The sequence below is a fragment of the Streptomyces sp. NPDC048255 genome (genome assembly GCF_040652415.1).
In the GTDB taxonomy this organism is placed as follows: Bacteria; Actinomycetota; Actinomycetes; order Streptomycetales; family Streptomycetaceae; genus Streptomyces.
On record NZ_JBEZMA010000071.1, the window covers coordinates 1 to 16,122 of the forward strand.

At 72.4% G+C, this 16,122-nt stretch carries 14 protein-coding genes; 10 read left to right on the forward strand and 4 right to left on the reverse strand.

Translation table 11 applies throughout. The features are described 5' to 3' along the window. Window positions 1-326: 326 nt before the first annotated feature. Window positions 327-926: a hypothetical protein gene (locus AB0D94_RS33215; RefSeq protein ID WP_362059892.1), complete on the reverse strand. Its 600-nt coding sequence runs from the start codon at window positions 924-926 to the stop codon at window positions 327-329. Window positions 927-1,171: 245 nt separating this feature from the next. On the opposite strand from AB0D94_RS33215, the gene purN reads away from it, so the two are divergent. Both purN and purH read left to right on the forward strand, forming a co-directional pair. Further along, window positions 1,172-1,795, forward strand: coding sequence for a phosphoribosylglycinamide formyltransferase (purN, locus tag AB0D94_RS33220; RefSeq protein WP_362059895.1), 624 nt, complete (start codon window positions 1,172-1,174; stop codon window positions 1,793-1,795). Continuing rightward, window positions 1,792-3,375: a bifunctional phosphoribosylaminoimidazolecarboxamide formyltransferase/IMP cyclohydrolase gene (gene purH, locus AB0D94_RS33225; protein ID WP_362059898.1), complete on the forward strand. Its 1,584-nt coding sequence runs from the start codon at window positions 1,792-1,794 to the stop codon at window positions 3,373-3,375. Before purN ends, purH begins: the two co-directional genes overlap by 4 nt. A gap of 69 nt (window positions 3,376-3,444) precedes the next feature. On the opposite strand, the gene AB0D94_RS33230 is transcribed toward purH, so the two are convergent. After that, window positions 3,445-4,035, reverse strand: coding sequence for a hypothetical protein (locus AB0D94_RS33230; RefSeq protein WP_362059901.1), 591 nt, complete (start codon window positions 4,033-4,035; stop codon window positions 3,445-3,447). A gap of 241 nt (window positions 4,036-4,276) precedes the next feature. On the opposite strand from AB0D94_RS33230, the gene AB0D94_RS33235 reads away from it, so the two are divergent. From AB0D94_RS33235 to AB0D94_RS33265, 7 genes are all read left to right on the forward strand, one after another. Further along, on the forward strand, window positions 4,277-5,137 hold the full coding sequence (locus AB0D94_RS33235) for a bifunctional methylenetetrahydrofolate dehydrogenase/methenyltetrahydrofolate cyclohydrolase (protein WP_362059904.1): 861 nt from the start codon (window positions 4,277-4,279) through the stop codon (window positions 5,135-5,137). Window positions 5,138-5,429: 292 nt separating this feature from the next. Next, window positions 5,430-5,726, forward strand: coding sequence for a DUF3017 domain-containing protein (locus AB0D94_RS33240; protein ID WP_362059907.1), 297 nt, complete (start codon window positions 5,430-5,432; stop codon window positions 5,724-5,726). Window positions 5,727-5,919: 193 nt separating this feature from the next. Further along, window positions 5,920-7,554 (forward strand): hypothetical protein, encoded by a 1,635-nt coding sequence (locus AB0D94_RS33245; RefSeq protein ID WP_362059910.1) that lies wholly within the window; start codon window positions 5,920-5,922, stop codon window positions 7,552-7,554. Window positions 7,555-7,673: 119 nt separating this feature from the next. Then, window positions 7,674-8,663, forward strand: a complete 990-nt coding sequence (locus tag AB0D94_RS33250; protein WP_362059913.1) for a malate dehydrogenase — start codon at window positions 7,674-7,676, stop codon at window positions 8,661-8,663. Window positions 8,664-8,825: 162 nt separating this feature from the next. After that, window positions 8,826-10,559, forward strand: a complete 1,734-nt coding sequence (locus AB0D94_RS33255; RefSeq protein ID WP_362059916.1) for a hypothetical protein — start codon at window positions 8,826-8,828, stop codon at window positions 10,557-10,559. A 76-nt stretch (window positions 10,560-10,635) separates the two neighbouring features. Further along, window positions 10,636-10,986, forward strand: coding sequence for a hypothetical protein (locus tag AB0D94_RS33260; RefSeq protein ID WP_362059919.1), 351 nt, complete (start codon window positions 10,636-10,638; stop codon window positions 10,984-10,986). 2 nt (window positions 10,987-10,988) lie between these two features. Next, a complete protein-coding gene (locus tag AB0D94_RS33265) occupies window positions 10,989-11,843 on the forward strand; it encodes a hypothetical protein (RefSeq protein WP_362059922.1) in 855 nt (284 codons plus the stop codon). 75 nt (window positions 11,844-11,918) lie between these two features. Here AB0D94_RS33265 and AB0D94_RS33270 read toward each other — a convergent pair whose 3' ends face one another. Further along, the gene (locus AB0D94_RS33270; protein ID WP_362059925.1) at window positions 11,919-12,422 is read right to left on the reverse strand and encodes a carboxymuconolactone decarboxylase family protein; all 504 of its coding nucleotides are present in this window, start codon (window positions 12,420-12,422) and stop codon (window positions 11,919-11,921) included. A 46-nt stretch (window positions 12,423-12,468) separates the two neighbouring features. Here AB0D94_RS33270 and AB0D94_RS33275 point away from each other — a divergent pair, with 46 nt between their 5' ends. Further along, a complete protein-coding gene (locus AB0D94_RS33275; protein WP_362059928.1) occupies window positions 12,469-13,863 on the forward strand; it encodes a PLP-dependent aminotransferase family protein in 1,395 nt (464 codons plus the stop codon). Window positions 13,864-13,950: 87 nt separating this feature from the next. Here AB0D94_RS33275 and AB0D94_RS33280 read toward each other — a convergent pair whose 3' ends face one another. Next, window positions 13,951-15,753, reverse strand: a complete 1,803-nt coding sequence (locus AB0D94_RS33280) for a hypothetical protein (RefSeq protein ID WP_362059931.1) — start codon at window positions 15,751-15,753, stop codon at window positions 13,951-13,953. Window positions 15,754-16,122: the final 369 nt, after the last annotated feature.

Consider the following 16,122-nt stretch of genomic DNA (forward strand, 5'->3'; position numbering starts at 1 on the left):
CACCGACCGGGCCCCGCTGCGACGAGCCCACCCCGGCCGAGCCGCCCGCAGGGCACACGGCACCGCGGACCGACCCCACCGACCAGGCCCCGCCGGAACGAGCCAACCCCCACCGAGCCGCCCCGCAGGGGAAACGGAGGCCCAGATCCAGCCCCGCCGGCGTTTGAGGCGCGGGGTCCGGGGCGGAGCCCCAGAGGCCCGGGCGCAGCCGAACCAGCACCGCCGAGCCGCCCGCAAGGCCCGGGTACAGCCGAACCAGCACCGCCGAGCCGCCCGCAGGGCAGCGGCGCAGCCGGACCCCGACACCGCCGAGCCCCCCGCAGGGGTCAGCGCTGGACCTTCAGGACCTCGCCCAGGGGGTTGTCCGGGAGGAGGGTGTTGCACTGGAGCTCCGCCGTCTTGGTGAGGGCGTCCTCGCGGCACACGTAGAAGTCCTTGTAGGCGAGCTGGAGCCCGTACGAGGTCATGGCCAGCAGGATCGCCAGCGAGGCCGTGACCAGCCCGCTCACCGCGGCCGTCCGCTGGGGCCGGGCCGCTGCGCCGAGGGCCGCCAGGCCGCCCTGGGCCGGGGCAGGAGTCGTACCCGTACCCGCGGCCGCAGACGCCGGCTTGGCCCGTAGTGAGCTGATTCCCCAGTACAGGGCCAGCGCCCCCAGCAGCAGGCCGACCGACGGGATCCCGAAGATCCCGAAGAAGAAGCCCCACATGCCGGCGAGCAGCGCGTAACGCGCACGGCGCTGGATCGGGTCCGTCGGGTCCCAGCGCGCCGGGCCCGTGCCCGGTCCGCCGTCGGAGTCCTTGGGGCGGTCCCCGCCCTCGCCGTCGCCCCCGCTGCGCGGCTGCCACGGCTGGTCGGGCCGGCCTTCCGGGGGCGCCGCGAAGGGGTTGTCGTCGGTGGAGGAGTCGGGCTGGCGGCGGTCCGGCATCGGGTGTGTTTCTTCCCCTGTGTCATGGACGTCGGTGGTGACGTCGTGGCGAGGCGAGGCCTGTTTGCGGCTTGTAGGCCAGACGCTACCCCTCGGTCGTCCCCCCGTACCTCGGGGGCCGTCCGGTGTGCCGGTATCGTTGCAGGCGGTCGGTGGCTTCGTATGGTCGCCCGTATACCGGTGCCCCGAAGTTTCGTATGACCACACAAGACGAACCCTGTTTTTTCCGCCAGAAAGGGCCACCCATGGCCGCCTCCCGCCTGGTCGTGCTGGTCTCCGGTTCCGGCACCAACCTCCAGGCCCTGCTCGACGCCATCGACGCCCACCCCGGCGGAGCCGAGGGCTTCGGCGCCGAAGTCGTCGCCGTGGGGGCCGACCGCGAGAACATCGCGGGTCTGGAGCGGGCCGAGAAGGCGGGGATCCCCACCTTCGTGTGCCCGGTCAAGGCGTACGGGAGCCGTGAGGAGTGGGACTCCGCCCTCACCGAGGCGACCGACGCCCACGCGCCGGACCTCGTCGTGTCCGCCGGGTTCATGAAGATCGTGGGCAAGGCGTTCATCGACCGCTTCGGCGGCCGGTTCGTCAACACCCACCCCGCCCTCCTCCCGGCCTTCCCGGGCGCGCACGGCGTACGGGACGCCCTCGCCTACGGCGCGAAGGTCACCGGCTGCACCGTCCACTTCGTGGACGCCGGCGTGGACACCGGTCCGATCATCGCCCAGGGTGTCGTCGAGGTCCGGGACGAGGACGACGAAGCCGCTCTCCATGAGCGCATCAAGGAAGTCGAGCGAGCGCTGCTCGTCGATGTCGTGGGGCGTCTGGCCCGGCACGGCTACCGCATTGAGGGACGAAAGGTAACAATCCAGTGACCGCCGTAGAGAGCAACGACCCGACCACGACCCAGCGGCCGATCCGGCGTGCGCTCGTCAGTGTCTACGACAAGACGGGACTGGAAGAGCTGGCCCGCGGCCTGCACGAGGCGGGCGTCGCCCTCGTCTCCACCGGCTCCACCGCCTCGAAGATCGCCGCGGCCGGGGTTCCCGTCACCAAGGTCGAGGAGCTCACCGGTTTCCCCGAGTGCCTGGACGGCCGGGTCAAGACCCTCCACCCGCGCGTGCACGCCGGCATCCTCGCCGACCTGCGCCTGGAGGACCACCAGCGGCAGCTCGCGGAGCTCGGTGTCGAGCCCTTCGACCTGGTGGTCGTCAACCTGTACCCCTTCCTCGCGACCGTCCAGTCGGGTGCCACCCCGGACGAGTGCGTGGAGCAGATCGACATCGGCGGTCCCTCGATGGTCCGCGCCGCCGCCAAGAACCACCCCTCGGTAGCGGTCGTGACCAGCCCCGAGCGCTACGCCGACGTCCTCGCGGCGGCGCAGGGCGGCGGCTTCGACCTCACCGCGCGCAAGCGGCTGGCGGCCGAGGCCTTCCAGCACACCGCCGCCTACGACGTGGCCGTGGCCTCCTGGTTCACGAATGCGTACGCCCCGGAGCCGGAGGCCGTGCTGCCCGAGTTCCTGGCCGGCGCCTGGGAGCGCAAGTCGACCCTGCGCTACGGCGAGAACCCGCACCAGGCCGCCGCGCTCTACACCGACGGCCGGCCGGGCGGGCTCGCCAACGCCGAGCAGCTGCACGGCAAGGAGATGTCCTTCAACAACTACGTGGACACCGAGGCCGCCCGCCGCGCCGCCTACGACCACGAAGAGCCCTGCGTCGCCATCATCAAGCACGCCAACCCGTGCGGCATCGCCGTGGACACGGACGTCGCCGCGGCCCACCGCAAGGCGCACGCCTGCGACCCGCTGTCGGCCTTCGGCGGAGTCATCGCCGTCAACCGCCCGGTGACCGTCGAGCTCGCCGAGCAGGTCGCGGAGATCTTCACCGAGGTCATCGCCGCCCCCGGCTACGAGGACGGCGCGGTCGAGATCCTCGCCAAGAAGAAGAACATCCGCGTCCTGAAGGTGGACGGCACCCCGCACCAGCCGGGTGACCTCAAGCCCATCAGCGGCGGCGCGCTGCTCCAGCAGTCGGACCTCTTCCAGGCCGAGGGCGACGACCCGGCCAACTGGACCCTCGCCACCGGCGACGCACTGTCCCCGGCCGAGCTCGCCGAGCTCGCCTTCGCGTGGAAGGCCTGCCGGGCCGTCAAGTCCAACGCGATCCTGCTGGCCAAGGACGGCGCCTCGGTCGGCGTCGGCATGGGCCAGGTCAACCGCGTCGACTCGGCGAAGCTCGCCGTCGAGCGGGCCGGCGCCGAGCGCGCGCAGGGCTCGTACGCCGCGTCCGACGCCTTCTTCCCCTTCCCCGACGGGCTGGAGATCCTCACCGCGGCGGGCATCAAGGCCGTGGTCCAGCCGGGCGGTTCGGTCCGCGACGAGCAGGTCGTCGAGGCGGCGAAGAAGGCCGGCGTGACGATGTACTTCACCGGGACCCGGCACTTCTTCCACTGACGGTCCCCAGCAACGGCGAAGGCCGCGCCCCGCACTGCGGGACGCGGCCTTCGCCGTATGACGGGAACGTCAGCGCTGGCGGTTGAACCAGGCGGAACCGTCGGACTTCGCCACGAAGACGATGACCAGGATCAGCAGGACCAGGTGCACCAGGCTGAGCGGGAAGAACGGGTACAGGCTCAGCAGGATGCCGAGGGACGCGTACACGATGATGCCGATACGGGCACCGTTGCCGCCCTTGCCGCACTGGATCGCCAGCACGACGGAGGCGATCATGTAGACCACGGCCAGGGCGATCAGCGCGTACAGCACGCCGGAGCCCAGCTTGGCCATGTCCTCGAACTGCGCGTTGCCCTGGAGCTCCGGCTCGTCCTTCAGCTTCTGGATCAGGGCGATGGCGGCGAACAGGACGCCGATGCCGATGATCTGGAGGCCGGCGATCACCCAGAGCATGACGCGGGCGGCCTTGACACCGCCCGGCATCGTGAGGGGGCCACCCGGGAAACCGCCGGGCATGCCGGGGGCTCCCTGCGGGTAGGCGTAGCCGCCCTGCGGCGGGATGCCCTGCGGGGCCTGCTGCGGGTAGCCGTAGCCGGGCTGACCGCCCTGCGGAGCCTGGGGCTGCTGTCCGTACGGGTTGTTGGGATCGCCGAAACTCATCTGAGGTGTTCCTCCGTGGAAGTGCGGGGACGCACGGCACGCGCGGAGGAACTCTGCATCTTGCGGTCCGCCCCCCGGCACTGCCCGCGGCACTCTTTCGTTGCATGGTCGTCGGCCCGGCCCGGGCTTGTCCAGTTGGTTGCCGTGGGGCCGGTCACTTGTTGTGCAAGTGCAATGAACCGCGTACTCCGGTGAGACCCTTGACTGGAACCAGGACCGCTCCATCCGGGAGGATGGGGTCATGACCGCCCAGATTCTCGATGGCAAGGCCACCGCGGCCGCGATCAAGTCCGAACTGTCCGCCCGCGTGGCGGCCCTGAAGGCACGGGGTGTCACCCCCGGCCTCGGCACCCTGCTGGTCGGTGACGACCCGGGCAGCCGCTGGTACGTCAACGGCAAGCACAAGGACTGTGCCGAGGTCGGCATCGCCTCCATCCAGCGCGAACTGCCCGCGACGGCCTCCCAGGAGGACATCGAGGCGGTCGTCCGCGAACTCAACGCCAACCCGGAGTGCACGGGCTACATCGTCCAACTCCCGCTCCCCAAGGGCATCGACACCAACCGGGTCCTGGAGCTGATGGATCCGCTCAAGGACGCCGACGGCCTGCACCCGACGTCCCTCGGCCGCCTCGTGCTGAACGAGCCGGGTCCGCTGCCCTGCACCCCGTACGGGATCGTCGAACTGCTGCGTCACCACGGCGTCGAGATCAACGGCGCGCACGTCGTCGTCCTCGGCCGCGGCATCACCGTCGGACGCTCCATCGGGCTGCTGCTGACCCGTAAGTCCGAGAACGCCACGGTCACGCTCTGCCACACCGGTACCCGTGACCTCTCCGGGCTGCTGCGCCAGGCGGACATCGTCGTCGCGGCGGCCGGTGTCCCGCACCTGGTCAAGCCGGAGGACGTGAAGCCGGGCGCGGCCGTGCTCGACGTGGGCGTCAGCCGCGACGAGCAGGGCAAGATCGTCGGCGATGTGCACCCCGGCGTGGCCGAGGTGGCGGCCTGGATCTCCCCGAACCCGGGCGGCGTCGGCCCGATGACCCGCGCACAGCTGCTGGTCAACGTGGTCGAGGCGGCGGAACGGGCCGGCAGTGCGGGCTGACCCCGGCGCGGAGCCCGCGGCGGGATCCACGCCGGAGCCGGACCGCGGGCCCGCGGAAGGGCCCGCAGGGTCCGGGCCGGCCGCGTCCGGGCGTGCGGCCGCCGGGCGGGCCGGTGCCGCCGCGTCGGGTGCCGCCGCCTCCGGGCCCGCCGCCTCGGCACCCGCTGGGGCCGGGCGGGCACACGCGACGGGGTCGGGGTCGGCCAAGTCCCGCCGCTTCCCCTCCGTCACGCGGGACACCGCGCGGCCCGAGGGCAGCGGTCGCGCCGTCCCCGGGGCGGTGTCCACGCCCGTGCGCCAGTGGCCGATGCTCGCCGTGCTCACCGCCACCGCGGCGGGACTGCTGACCACGGCCATGGGGCACCCGCGCATCGGCTGCCTCGTCATCGGCGTGGCCCTGATCGTGGCCTCGGTCCTGCGGCGCCTGCTGCCCTCGGTGGGGATGCTCGCGGTGCGCTCGCGCTTCACGGACATGGTCACGTACGGGCTGCTGGGCGTGGCGATCACGCTGCTCGCGCTGGTCATGGAGCCCAAGCCGTTGCTGGAGGTCCCGTTCCTGGAGAGCGCGGTCCGCTTCACCGTGCGGTAGCGCATGCGGGCAGACGGGTGATTCGCCTTCGGCTACCTCGTATGGGTGAACGGGGGCCGCCGCAGGCACGCGGGCTCCACTGAGACGTCAGGTCTCAGTGGAGAACGTCAGTGCTGCTGTGGAGATGGGGAGGGAGTGGCTGGTGGCGCGCGGTGGGGGTAGGCGAAAGCGTGAGCCGGCTGATCCGTTCACTGTGCCAGCACCCGCGGGTGCGCGTATCCGGGACCGTCTGCACCTGCCCACTGGCGATGCCAAGGTCCTGCGGATTGTCGGCGAGCATCTCGGCCGGAATGCCCGTGCTGATCTGGTTGAGCGGGTACGGATCGGCAGGGTGCCGGTCAAACAGAATCGGCGGGCGGAGCGTAAACGCGCACTGACGAAAGCGTCGTCGTCCCGGTGGGCAGGGGCCATCACCCGTGCGTCCGAGGATCAGTACCAGCTCTCACTTCGGTGCCTGTTCGATGAGCGGGCATCCGTACGCCGGGCCATCGCGAAGATTCGTCAGCGGCTGGCGGTGCCGTGCGGTCGGCGCGTGGATGGTGTCCGCGGATACCCGAACGGGTCCGAGCGTGCGCAGAAGCAGTACCGGTTGCGGGTGCTCACCGCGCGCCTGGCCGAGGTGGAGGCGCGCATCGAGGCCGGGCATCCGGCGGTCATTGTCGGCGGCCGTCGGCTAGCGAAGGTGCGGCAAAACCTTGTTGACGCCGGTCTCACCGAAGCCGAGTGGCGGGAGCGGTGGGAGGCGGCCCGCATGTTCCTGACTGCGGACGGGGAGTCCGGTGCGCCGTACGGGAACTACACGATCACCGTGGACCCGGCCGACGGCACGGTCACGATCGTCTTGCCCGAACCGTTGCGGCACCTCGCCAACGAGCCACGTGGCCGCTACCAGCTCGCCTGCACGGTTACCTTCAGTCACAGGCGTGAAGAGTGGCTGGACCGGATCAGCGCGAATCGGGCCGTGCGCTACGACGTCACCCACGATCCCGTGCGCGGCCGCTGGTACCTGGACGCGTCCTGGTCCAGCGAGAAGACTGTGCTGGCCAGCCCGGTGGAGCTGGCCGCCAGCGGTGTCCGGCTGCTGGCCGTGGACCTCAACGCGGGGCACCTCGCTGCCTGCGTCGTGGACGCGCACGGCAACCCGGTCGGAGAGCCGCTCACGGTGCCCACCGATCTGACCGGACCCGCATCCCAGCGCGACGGGCGCCTGCGGGCCGCGATCAACGAACTGATCCGTCTCGCCCGGGCGAACGGCTGTGCCGGTCTGGCGATCGAGAACCTTGGCTTCGACGACGCCCGCGCCACCGGCCGCGAGACTATGGGGCGCGGCAAACGCGGCAAGACCTTCCGTCGCACCGTCGCCGGACTGCCCACCGCGCGTTTCCGGGAACGGCTGCGCGGCATGGCCCACCACGCTGGCCTTGTCGTCGTCGCGGTCGATCCGGCCTACACCTCCCGCTGGGGCGGCCAACATTGGAAGGCCCCGCTCCAGCAGCAATCAAAAACCACGCTCGTCACCGGCCACCATGCGGCCTCGGTGGCGATCGGCAGGCGCGCCCTCGGACACGGGATACGGCGTCGGCCAGGTGTGACCGCACACGACCAGAGGGTCGTGGCGCGGAGAGCTACCGGCCAGACCGTCCCCCGCCCGAGGGCACGCGGGACCGCAAGCCCGCCAAGGACCACAGGCACGCCCCACCAGGGCACCAAGACCTGCCGGAGCCGAAGCGACCAGCTCGCGCTGTTCCCGGTCTCCCAAGACCGTTCGGGGAGACAACCGGCCAGTCCGGTTTGCGGCGATGCGGCCAACCCGGGCCGCCATCGCTAGGAACGGTCGGATAGCCTGACCGCCGGATGTCTCTTCACATCAAGATTCACGGGGAGTGGCGTCCGTCCAGCACATGGGGCGGGGACGCCCCAACCGCCAGCTGTCTAACGGAGAAGGCCATGACCCGCACTCCCGTGAATGTCACCGTGACCGGCGCTGCCGGCCAGATCGGCTACGCGCTGCTCTTCCGCATCGCCTCCGGTCACCTGCTCGGCGCGGACGTGCCGGTCAAGCTCCGTCTTCTCGAGATCCCCCAGGGCATGAAGGCCGCTGAGGGCACCGCGATGGAGCTCGACGACTGCGCGTTCCCGCTCCTCAAGGGCATCGACATCTTCGACGACCCGAACCAGGGCTTCGAGGGTGCGAACGTCGCCCTGCTCGTCGGCGCCCGCCCGCGTACCAAGGGCATGGAGCGCGGTGACCTGCTCTCCGCCAACGGCGGCATCTTCAAGCCGCAGGGCGCCGCGATCAACGCGCACGCCGCGGACGACATCAAGGTCCTGGTCGTGGGCAACCCGGCCAACACCAACGCGCTCATCGCGCAGGCCGCCGCCCCGGACGTACCGGCCGACCGCTTCACCGCGATGACCCGCCTGGACCACAACCGCGCGATCTCGCAGCTCGCCCAGAAGACCGGCGCCGACGTCACCGACATCAAGCGCCTGACCATCTGGGGCAACCACTCGGCCACCCAGTACCCGGACATCTTCCACGCGGAGATCGCCGGCAAGAACGCCGCCGAGGTCGTGAACGACCAGGTGTGGCTCGCCGACACCTTCATCCCGACCGTCGCCAAGCGCGGCGCCGCGATCATCGAGGCCCGTGGCGCGTCCTCGGCCGCCTCGGCCGCCAACGCCGCCATCGACCACGTGCACACCTGGGTCAACGGCACCGCCGAGGGCGACTGGACCTCCATGGGTATCCCGTCGGACGGCTCGTACGGCGTCCCGGAGGGCCTGATCTCCTCCTTCCCCGTCACCTGCAAGGACGGCAAGTACGAGATCGTCCAGGGCCTGGACATCAACGACTTCTCCCGCACCCGCATCGACGCCTCGGTGCAGGAGCTCTCCGAGGAGCGCGACGCGGTCCGCGGGCTCGGCCTGATCTGATCTCAGCCGAACCGGACCGGATCCTGAACAGCCGCTGATCCGGTCCGCACGACGCACCGAGGGCCCCGGCGCACCACGCCGGGGCCCTTTGGCGTGTTCACGACTGTCGGTGCACGCTCCGCTGCTCTACGGTTTCCCTCCGCACACCGGAAGGGGGATTCGGTGAGAGGTACGGCGGACGGCAGAGCTCCGGTCGAGCCGTCTCTGAGCGAGGCCGGCCGGCTCCTGTGCGCCGGCACCTACCTCGACGCGTCGTACCGCGACCGCGTCATCGAGGAGCTCTACGTCCACGAGGAGCGCTTCGTCGCGCCCTCCTACGGCTTCGACGCCACCCGCGTCCTGGCCCACGCCCTGCGCGCCCGCCGCGCCGAAGTCGCCTGGGCCTCGGCCGTGGTGGCCGTGTGGGGCCTCGGACTCCTGCTGACCCAGGCCCTGCTCGTCTACCTGATCCTGCCCGCGGCCCTGCTCGGCTGGGCCGCCCGGATCCGGCGCGGGCGCGGGGACAGGCCCGTACGCGGCGGCCGCATCTTCGCCCGGCTCCTGAGCGGCTACGGCTACGTGCTGCTCATCGCCGCCGCCTGGGGCCTGCTGAACGGCGTACTCGACGGCAGGACGAGCTCCGGAGGCCTCCAGGACACCGTCGCCCTCGCCGACTTCATGGCGGGCACGATCGACAGGGACTCCTTCGGCCTGTTCGCCGAACTGCCCAGGATCGGCTACCTGGCCGCGGAGGGCTACGGCTGGACGGCCGTGCTCCTCCTCTTCCTGCTCGTGGTGGTCCTCGGCTTCCAGCGCGGCCACTTCGCCCGCGTCATCACCACCGCGCTCAGCCGGTCGCGGTACGCCGACCCGAGCGCCGACCTCGTCGGCGGCGTTCGCTTCCGCGCCGCCCGGGAGCGGATCGCGGCGACCCAGCACGCCCAGCTGATCATGTACAACGTCGACGATCCGTTCTGCGGCGCGGGCCAGGCCCACCGGCCGTGGCAGCTGTCCGTCGAGCTGCGCCCGCGCGGCGACGCAGAGCCGCAGCCCCTCGACAACGTCCGCCTGGTGGAGCGCATCCGGCCGATGCTGGAGGCCCTGCGCGTGCCGTCGCCGCACGGCTCCCCGGAGGCGGAGGAGGCCGTACTGGACCGGCTGCGGGAGCTGGTCGTCGACGAGTGCGTGTTCCTGCCCGCCGTCGGACTGCCCGGCACGCACGGCCTGGACCTCTCCGACCGGGCCTTCGCCGAACACCGGGGCGCCGCCGTGGAGGAGGGCGGCGAGCGCCGCCGGCACTTCCTGCGCGTCCGGGTCGGCGGCTGGGACGAGAACCTGGTCGTCACCGTCTTCGTACGGGTCCACACCCAGGGCGGGATGCTGATGGTGGAGGTGGCCCCGCACGTCCTGCTGCCGGTGCGGCCCGAGTTCCAGGAGGCCGACGACATCGCCTGGCGGCACCGGCGCAACAACCCCTTCGGCAAAGTGGTCTGGGCGGTCAAGAACGCCCCGCGTTCCCTCGGCACGGCGCTCACCACCCTGGGGGGCGGCAGCCGCGGCCCCTGGCAGATCGCCACCGCCGGCAACGGCGGCGCGCTCCCGGCCGGGCCGGCCGTCTCCGTTCGCGAGCTGGCGGCGCAGGAGGGGGCCTCGCTGTTCCAGCTGATGGACCTGGACCGCTACCTGAAGACCATCCAGGACCGGATCGTCGGCGGGGTCACCCTGGCCCTGCACGAAGCGGGCTGGCACACCGAGGAGTTCGCCGAACGCGCGGTCACCGTCGCCGAGGGCGGGGTCTTCATCCAGTCGGTCAACCACAGTGCCTTCAGCGTCGGCGGCAGCGGGCACAGCAATCACACGGGTCATCACCCGGGTCAGCATCCGGGCAGGGGCAGGGGGAGCGGCAGTGACGCATGACGAGGCAACGGGGTCCGGAGCGGGCGCGGGGTCCGGAGCGGGTGCAGGATCCGGAGCGGGCGCGGGATCCGGGGAGGTGCGGATCGGCACCGTCCACGGCAGCAGCTTCAGCATCGGCGGCTCCCACCACACCAACACCACCGTCCACCACACCGGTACGGGGCCGCAGGACGCCCCCGGCGCGGCAGAACTCCTCGAAGCGGTACGGGAGCTGCGCGCCGCCCTCGTACGGCTGCCCCGCAGCACCGGCCGGGCCGAACTCGACGCCGAACTCGACGGGGCCGCCGGGGAGCTGGAGGAGGCCGGGGAGATCCGGCCCGGCCTGCCCGCCCGGCTGCGCGCGGCCCTGGAACGGTGGGCCCCGCTCGTGGAGTCCGTGAGCGCGGCCGCCGCCCTGGGCGGGCTGCTCACCACGCTGGGAGGCTGACGGTGGCCTCGGGCGGCGGCACCCGGTGGAACCCGCAGACGCAGCGGTGGGAGGCGGGCGAGCCGCCACCGGCCGACCGGCCGCCGCCCGCGCCGCCCGCCGGCTACGCGCCGTGGAGCCCCGGTCAGCCGCCGCCGGGCGGCTATCCGCCCCCCGCCGGACCCTGGGGATCCACAGGCCGGGAGCGGCACTGGAAGGTGCCGCTGCTGGTGGCACTCGGGGCCGCGATGGTCGGCGCGGGCGCCGTGGCGGGATGGTTCCTGCTGGCGGAGGACGACCCGATGGCCCCGGCGGCGCCCCCGCCGGCGACCGGGACCCCGTCCGGAGGACTGCCGGGCACGGACCCGCCGTCCGAACCGCCCCCGTCGGCTTCGCCGTCCCCGTCGCCCGGCGAGACGGAGACCTCCCCGGCCCCCGGCTCCTACACCGTGGTCCACAGCGAGGACGGCTTCTCGGTGGCCGTCCCCACCGGCTGGCAGCGCAGCCACGACGAGACGGGCGACGGGTCCTTCTACCGGCCGCCCGGGTCCCGCAGGTCGCTGCTCCAGGTCTTCCGGGTCAAGGAGGGCCCCGGCGTCGACGCCTGCGAGCTCCTGCGGGAGTCCTCCGCCCACCTGCGCAACGGCACATCCGGCTACGAGGAGGTCTCCCGCGAGCCGGTGTCCGGTGCGTCCTGCGAGCTGGTCTACGAGTACGACAGCGAGGAGGCGGGCGGGCGCCGGCGCGGTGTGGAGCGGATCGCCGTGACCCCGGACGGCGACCGGTGGGCCCTGCTGGCGGCGGGCCCGGCCGACGAATGGGCCACGACGCGGGAGCACCTCGACGCGGCCCTGCGGGAGTTCCGCCCGGACAGCTGACCGGGCGGCCGGGACGGGACAGCCGGCCGGGAGGCCTGCCGGGCGGTCCCGGCCGGCCTCCCGGCGCGCGGCGGCTCAGTGCTTGAACATGCCCGGGGTGTAGTGCCCCGGCGCCGAGCGGGTGGTGACACCGAACCGGTTCCACGCGTTGATCGTCGTGATCACGGCGATCAGCTGGGCCAGTTCGGCCTCCTCGAAGTGCTCGGCGGCCTTCTCGTACACCTCGCCCGGGACGAATCCGTCCGTCAGGACGGTGACGGCCTCCGTGAGCTCGATCGCCGCGAGCTCCTTCTCGGTGTAGAAGTGCCGCGACTCCTCCCAGGCGCCCAGCTGCACGATCCGCTCGACGCTCTCGCCCGCCGCCAGGGCGTCCTTGGTGTGCATGTCCAGGCAGAACGCGCAGCGGTTGACCTGCGAGGCACGGATCTTCACCAGCTCGACCAGCACCGGGTCGAGACCCTTCCGGGCCGCGATCTCCAGGCCCACCATGGCCTTGTAGACCTCGGGGGCGAGCTGGTGCCACTGCATGCGGGAGGGCTGTTCGGGGGCGTGGACGGGGGTTTCGGTCGTCGTCGTCATGCCTCCACCGTAGGAGCCGAACGGCCCGCCGATATGGTCCATATCCATGACGGAATCCTGGGCCACTTTCGGCGCCGACCTGCACCTGGACCTGTCCGCCGGCCGCGGGCTGAGAGCCGGGCTCACCGAGGCGCTGCGCGAGGCCGCGCGCAGCGGACGGCTGGCCCCCGGGACGCGGCTGCCGTCGTCCCGCTCGCTCGCCGCCGACCTGCGGATCGCCCGCAACACGGTCGCGGAGGCGTACGCCGAGCTCGTCGCCGAGGGCTGGCTGACGGCCCGGCAGGGCTCCGGCACCCGGGTCGCCGAACGGGCCCGGCCGCGCAGGCCCGCCGGAGCCGCCCGGGTCCGCCGGCCCGCCCGCAAGGGGCCCGCGTACAGCCTGCTGCCCGGCTCCCCGGACCTGGGCGGTTTCCCGCGCGCGGCCTGGCTGTCGGCGGCCCGCCGCGCGCTGACCGACGCGCCGAACGAGGCCTTCGGCTACGCGGTCGACGCCCGCGGACGCATCGAGCTGCGGGAGGCGCTGGCCGGCTACCTGGCGCGGGCGCGCGGCGTGTACGCGGACCCGGAGCGGATCGTGCTGTGCGCGGGCTTCGCGCACGGGCTGATGCTACTCGCGGGGGTGCTGCGGGCCCGGCGGGTGCGGGAGATGGCCGTGGAGGCGTACAGCCTGGACATCCACCGGGACCTGCTGGCCCGGGCGGGGCTGCGGACCCGCCCCATCGGGGTGGACGGGGAGGGCGCCCGTACGGGGGAACTGGGCGCCGGGCCGGGTGCCGTCCTGCTCACCCCGGCGCACCAGTTCCCGACCGGGGCCGCCCTGACCCCCGCCCGCCGGGCGGCGGCCGTCGACTGGGCCCGGACCACGGGCGGGCTGATCCTGGAGGACGACTACGACGGGGAGTTCCGCTACGACCGCCTCTCGGTGGGCGCGCTGCAAGGGCTCGACCCCGACCGGGTGGTGTACCTCGGCACGGCGAGCAAATCGCTGGCGCCGGGGCTGCGCATGGGCTGGATGGTCGTCCCGCCGGGGCTGCTGGACGAGGTCCTGGCCGCCAAGGGCACCATCGACTGGACCTCCAGCGCGCTGGACCAGCTGACCCTGGCGCAGTTCATCACCTCAGGGGCCTACGACCGCCACGTGCGCGGCATGCGGCTGCGCTACCGGCGCCGCCGGGACGAGGTGGTGGCGGCCCTGTCGGGCCGGGTCGCCGTGTCGGGCATCGCGGCGGGGCTGCACGCGGTGCTGGACCTCCCGGCGGGCACGGAACGCACGGCGCTCCAGGCGGCGGCCTGGCAGAGCCTCGCCCTCCAGGGCCTGTCGGCCTTCCGGCACCCCGAGGCGGACGTGCCGCCCCGGGACGCGCTGGTGATCGGCTACGGCACACCCCCGGACAGCGCGTGGACCCCGACGCTGGCGGCGCTGTCGGCGGTCCTGCCCTAGTTCTCCGGGTCAGGAAGCCCGTTCAGACATGGAGCAAGGGGGAGCGGATCACCTCCGCTCCCCCTCGCAGCCGTCAGACCTGAACGGTCACTTCTTCGGCGGGCGGCCGCAGACGAGGTCGTGGTCCTTGCCGCCCGCGTTGGCGCACCAGAGCATGGGCTGGTCCGGCACGAAGGTGTACTCGGACAGCTTCATGTTGACCGGCTTGCAGTCCTGCTTGCCCCTGTTCGGCGAGTACTTGGGGCACTTCCCGTTGTCCAGCTGCTGCAGGTGGGCGCGCAGCGCGTCCAGCCCCAGGTCCTCGACGCCCGTCCTGGTGGACGGCATGTAGCGGTTGGCCGACCACGAGGCGCCCATGGTGGCGAACAGGGCGATCGCGCAGATCAGACCGGCGGCCAGTTGGGACAGCGCGCGCGGCGAGATCCGGGCGGCCCGGCCCGGGGCGACCTCCTTCAGCGTGCCGCGGATCCAGCCGAAGACGCGCTCGTACGTGAGCATCACGCCGAGCACGGCCAGGATGATCAGGCAGTAGAAGATGATCCAGGTGGTGCGCGGGTACAGCTGGACGGCCTGGGCCGCCTCCATCTGGGAGGCAAAATAGAAGCGCAGCAGCCAGGCGCCCGCGAGGACGAAGCCCGCGGTGCGGACCACGATGTTGCGCAGGCCGAGACCCACGCCGATGCCCACGCACAGGAGCAGCAGGACGCTGAAGCCGGTCTGGCCGGCCAGCTCGCCCGACACCGGGTAGTTGTGGTAGGTCAGGTCGCCGGAGCGGTCGGACACCCAGCCCAGCACGTAGGCCGGGTCGAGGTAGGTGCTGGCGTACGCGTAGCGGTCCTTCGTCGTGGCGCCCAGCCGGACCAGCTGGTACACCAGCGGCGCGCCGATCACGACGGCGGTGACCAGGATGGTGCCGAGGAAGACCACCGCTCGCTTGATCGCGACCCGGCCCCGGCGCCACGGGAACAGCAGCGCGGCGAGGAGGAACGAGCCCGGCGCGGCCCACAGGTACCAGCCCGAGTACCAGAGGAACATCACGCCGAACACGGTGCCGAAGCCGAGGCCGCGCAGCACCGCCGAACGCGTCGAGAGCTCGTCGGCCCGGCGGATCTCGCGGAAGCAGGCCGCCAGCAGCGGCAGCAGCACGAGCATGGAGCCGTGGCTGTACGGGCGGATCGGGTCGAGGAAGACGATCGAGGCAGGCACGGCGATGGCCATCGCCCAGAACGGGCGCAGCAGCAGCCGCCACGCGATGTAGGCCATCGGGCCGACCAGCGCGCTGAGGATCAGCTGCAGGTCCTTGAGAGCGTGGCCCACCTCGGCGATGCCGTTGTGGAAGGCCTTGGCCCAGAGCGCGAGCAGCGCGGGGAACAGCGGGGGGTAGACCCCCGGCAGGCCCTTGCCGCGCATCATGTCGTTGGCCATGCCCATGAGGTTGCCGGGGTCGCCCTCCTGGCCGCCCAGGCCCCACGGCGTGCCGTTCAGGGCGACCGCGATGCCGCCGGCGACGATGCCGGTGCCCAGGCCCGCGAGGGCCGCGCACACCAGCCGCTGCGCGACCTGGTAGTAGCGCAGCGTGCCCCGGTAGGCGAGGAACAGCAGCACCGCGAGGACGGGGATTCCGAGCAGCGCCGCGTACTGCTGGACCTTGGCGAGGCCGCTGACCTGGCCGATCCGGGTGACGGGGTTGACCTCGATGGTGGTGCACAGCACCATGAACCCGAGAGCGACGACGACGCTGACCACGACCTCCCCCAGCGGGAGGAACCAGCGCTTCTCGGTCCAGCGGTCGAAGCGGCCGGCCGGCCGGGCCGTCGAGGTCCCGGCGGACGGGGCGCCCGCGGCGCCGTCCGACGTGCTGGCGGGGGCGCCGACTATGTTCGGTGCCAAATCCGTCATGTCAATTCGCTTCCGTGAAGCGGCGCTCTGCCGCAGGTCGGGCCGGCTCGACGGGGCGAGCGAGGTCAGCGGGCGTCGGCTGGGGACCCGGCCGCCACGGAACGTCCCTGGAATCTCTACGGGACGTCCACGACACGCTAGCAAACCGACACGAGACCTCCGCCCGCCGACCTTCTGGTCGAACGGGGGCTCGGTCGGGCGATCACGAGGCAGCCGATGCAGGGGGAACGGGCCCGTTGGCAGCCCAGGGGCCACAGCAGGACCGGGAAACCAGGGGGGTCCCAGCGGCGTAGTGTTCCGCGTCACGGCCCGTGAAGTCCAGCTCGGGTGTGAACCCCGTGCCCGCCGCGAGCCCCAGGA

Bases quoted from the DNA above. Each gene is read 5' to 3' on its own strand.
- purN (WP_362059895.1), top strand. From the start codon at position 1,172: ATGGCCGCCTCCCGCCTGGTCGTGCTGGTCTCCGGTTCCGGCACCAAC.
- AB0D94_RS33275 (WP_362059928.1), top strand. From the start codon at position 12,469: ATGACGGAATCCTGGGCCACTTTCGGCGCCGACCTGCACCTGGACCTG.
- AB0D94_RS33230 (WP_362059901.1), bottom strand. From the start codon at position 4,035: ATGAGTTTCGGCGATCCCAACAACCCGTACGGACAGCAGCCCCAGGCT.
- AB0D94_RS33270 (WP_362059925.1), bottom strand. From the start codon at position 12,422: ATGACGACGACGACCGAAACCCCCGTCCACGCCCCCGAACAGCCCTCC.
- AB0D94_RS33235 (WP_362059904.1), top strand. From the start codon at position 4,277: ATGACCGCCCAGATTCTCGATGGCAAGGCCACCGCGGCCGCGATCAAG.
- AB0D94_RS33215 (WP_362059892.1), bottom strand. From the start codon at position 926: ATGCCGGACCGCCGCCAGCCCGACTCCTCCACCGACGACAACCCCTTC.
- AB0D94_RS33250 (WP_362059913.1), top strand. From the start codon at position 7,674: ATGACCCGCACTCCCGTGAATGTCACCGTGACCGGCGCTGCCGGCCAG.